We start from the raw sequence: 3,443 nt of genomic DNA, 5'->3' as shown, positions 1-3,443 counted from the left end.
CGGTGCCCTCCTTGGCATGCCTTTTGTTCCTGGTGAGACTTGATTTTTAACTATTGGTTGATAGCCTGAGTAGTTACCAAAAAACTAAATTAATTTTTATCGTGAAGCAGGAATTTCCGTTAGAATGTAGAATCCTAAACTTAGTTCGTAAGTCGAACAAACAAAGGAGGCGGGAACTCGAAACAGCGGTCAAGAATAATGAGTTAGGACAAAAAGAAAAAGGAGGGTAAAAGATGCGAAAAGGGGCTTTGACAACTACTTACCTTGTACTGCTTCTAATTGTAGCCGTGCTAATGATTCAAGGATGCAGCAAACCTGCTTCTATTCCGCAAAATGGAACCGGTGAGTCTCAAGGCAGTAAAGAGCTGATCGTGTATGGGTGGGCCGGCGACTGGGACTTGTGGTTCCAAAAATGGGCCGAAGAATTTAAGAAAGAGACTGGTGTAACGATAAAATATATATCAGGTCCTGGTACCCAAATGCGACAGAGAATTATAACCGAAAACGCTGCTAAGTCTGATATCTTTATCAGCACTCCTTCGGATGCCTTTACATTAGCTGGTGAAGGAATGCTGGCGGATATACCGTGGGACCAGATTCCAGCTTCCAAAGATGTTGATAAGCGATTCAAGTACCCCCAGGTCGGCATCTGGGGCTATGACTTACATCTGATTGCTTATAATACAAACTTGGTTAAAGCTGGGGAGGCTCCGCAAAAGTGGGCCGATTTTGCGGATCCTAAATGGAAAGGGAAATTAGCTTTATCAGATCCTACCGACGAGACCGCAACTAGACACTTGCTTGTAATGCAAAAGGCCTACGGTACGGAAAAGGCCTGGGATCTGATCACTAAGCAGTATCAGAATACTGTTAAACTGTTTAATACGCCTGGCGATATGGAGAGAACTATCGCCACAGGGGAGGCTGCCATAGCAGCAGAATCCTTGGGACAGGTTATGGTTGCAACCCAACAGGCTGGCGGCAAAGTTGCAGCTGTAGTACCTGAAGAAGGCGCATTTCTAATGCTGAATTCGATAAGCATCATGAAAAATGCTCCTCACAAAGATGCTGCTGTAAAGTTCGTCAACTTTTACCTGGATAAGTATGCCCAAAATGATATAATGAACAATCTAGGAATAAGCATTGCTACGAATAGCACAGTCGAGCTCAAGAACGACAAACTCAAGGCGGCGCTCGGGGACAAGACTATTGATGAGGTTCTGGAAAAGGCATATGTTCCAGACTGGGCTTACTGGATCGGAAAAGATGCAAATGGCAAGACCCGGCTAGCAAATCTCCAAACGGAACTGGAAGCACGGATCAAGAAGTAAGAGATTCAGGGGACTGGGTTCAACCCAGTCCCCGGTTTCAGAGTAGAGGGGAGATTGCTGATGCGTCCGAAGCCCGGCGATTCTGATTTGTACCTAAGCCGTACGAGTACATGGTTGCTCTTATTTCCCTTTCTGGGACTTTACCTGTTGTTCGTTCTGTTGCCATCCCTTGGCCTCGTCATAAAGGCATTTACGACGAATAATAGCCTAGATCTTGATATTCTTCAGCCGGCCACTCTGTTTCATGAGCACTACACGTTGTACAATTATTTAAGGCTTCTCAATAATCCGTACTACCAACGAGTGATTGCTAATACCCTCCTCATAGCGCTTTCAACTGTGCTTATAACCATGGCTATTGGAACCCCGGTAGCGTACCTCCTGTCGCGCAGAGACTTTAAACGAAGTGGCACCCTCCAATGGTTTATTACTCTCCCAACCTATTTACCTAGTGTAGTAGCAGCTTATTCTCTGGTCATTTTTTTCGGTCCTTACGGTGTTCTTAACACTGTTATTGGCTTGGTCTTTAAGTCTCGAATGGTCCTCGTGTTCTCTATCCCCGCTGTTGTAGCAGGTACGGTGTACATTACTTTGCCTGTCTACATTCGTAATGTCGTAAGTGCATTCAAAGGAATACCATCTGAGTTAGTCGAGGCGTCTTACAGTCTCGGTGGAACAGAGTTTTACACCCTAACGAGGGTTCTTCTTCCGTTAGCTTTTCCAGGGATTTTGGCGGCTGTGATTCTGAACTTTTCCTTTGCCGTAGGGTTGATTGAGGTAGCACTTATTGTTGGTGGAGGAAGTGAAAATGTTCCTTACCTTCCAGTTGAAATTATGCTGAAGGCTACTTCCTTTGGATATGACATCCCCTTCGCCTCCGCCATGGCAACAGTTGTGTTTGCGATTTCTCTCTTAGGCCAGCTGTGTTCTATGTTGTTGTTACGGAGGAAGATAGCGTGAATAAACAGCACCCTTTTGCTAACCTGTGCAAGTGGATAACAGCGGGAGTAGTTCTCTTTCTGGTGTTGCCACTTATTACAATGATTGTGTTCTCGTTCAGTAAAAAAATTGAGGTTATCCCTTCGGAATTGACCCTCAAATGGTACGGATTTATTGGTCACGATGCGTTGGCAGCCATTGGCATAAGTTTTATGATTAGCTTGCCGGCAATACTAATCGCCCTGTTAGTGTCACTACCGCTAGCTTACGTGATGACCAGAACAGACTTCCCAGGTAAGAAATTGATCGACCAGCTAATTATTCTACCTGCGCTTATCCCAGGCACTGTGTTTGGGCTCTCGCTTCTTCAGCTGTTCAACACCGGGTTTTTTCGAGGAACACCGCCACTATTGGTTCTTATTCTTGCCCACACCGCTGTCGTAGTTCCGGTGATGGCTCGACCAATACTTGCTGCCATGGAACAACTTGGTTCCAAGCTTGAAGAAGCAGCTGAAACACTCGGCGCTACACCTATTCAGGCGTTTTTAGGTGTGACTTTCCCACTGATTTCTTCTAGTATCGTGGTGGGAATGATCTTTGGCTTTGCCCGAAGCATCAATGATTTCATTATGACGTTTTTCCTGATGACTCCCGATCTTGTTCCATTGTCTATTCGGATCTTCACCTCAACTTACCTTAGCGTTCCCCAGATCACTGCTGCCAATGCAGTTGTCCTAGTTACCATGTCCGTAGGCGTGGTGCTACTGGCCGAGCGTTGTTATGGTGGTCCCCATTGTCAAGACACAAAATGAAAAATTTTAAGCTACAAACATATGTTTGGATAAGGTTATATTTGGAAATGGGTTAATTGAAATCAACCTTGTTAGTTACCAGTTATGGATATTAATTCCTGGGATGCTTGATAGTAAATTTGAGCTGGTGTACAGTAGCCCAGGGCTTGGTGAAGGCGTTGTTCGTTATAGAATCGGAGGTAGTTCGTGATACCCTGACGGGCTTCCCTAGGTGTTTGGTATTCATGGAGGTAAACCTCTTCATACTTCAAGCTACGCCATAATCGCTCAGTAAAGATGTTGTGATGGGCCCGACCCCTGCCGTCCATGCTAATGGCTACACCGGCTGCCTGGAGGAGACTGATGTACTGGTGACTCGTAA

General features: G+C 45.5%; 4 protein-coding genes. 3 read left to right on the top strand and 1 reads right to left on the bottom strand.

Annotated features, from left to right (window positions below; all coding sequences use genetic code 11):
* Positions 1-233: 233 nt before the first annotated feature.
* From SDD30_RS17125 to SDD30_RS17115, 3 genes are read left to right on the top strand one after another with little or no spacing between them, the layout of a single operon-like run.
* Entirely contained in the window at positions 234-1,331 is a 1,098-nt protein-coding gene (locus SDD30_RS17125) for an ABC transporter substrate-binding protein (RefSeq protein WP_434076143.1), read from the top strand.
* 60 nt (positions 1,332-1,391) lie between these two features.
* Positions 1,392-2,291, top strand: coding sequence for an ABC transporter permease (locus tag SDD30_RS17120; RefSeq protein WP_434076142.1), 900 nt, complete (start codon positions 1,392-1,394; stop codon positions 2,289-2,291).
* Positions 2,288-3,082 carry an ABC transporter permease gene (locus tag SDD30_RS17115; protein ID WP_434076141.1) on the top strand — a complete coding sequence of 265 codons (795 nt, stop codon included), beginning with the start codon at positions 2,288-2,290 and terminating at the stop codon, positions 3,080-3,082. Before SDD30_RS17120 ends, SDD30_RS17115 begins: the two co-directional genes overlap by 4 nt.
* 71 nt (positions 3,083-3,153) lie before the next feature.
* Here the strand turns inward: SDD30_RS17115 and SDD30_RS17110 are convergent.
* Positions 3,154-3,443: integrase core domain-containing protein (locus tag SDD30_RS17110; RefSeq protein ID WP_434076140.1), on the bottom strand; the 290-nt coding region annotated here is incomplete at its 5' end.

The sequence above is a fragment of the Moorella naiadis (nom. illeg.) genome (assembly GCF_051020825.1).
Taxonomy (GTDB): Bacteria; Bacillota; DSM-521; order Neomoorellales; family Neomoorellaceae; genus Neomoorella; species Neomoorella naiadis.
Note: the sequence above shows the minus strand (reverse complement) of the source record. Positions and strands in the feature narration are given on the sequence as shown.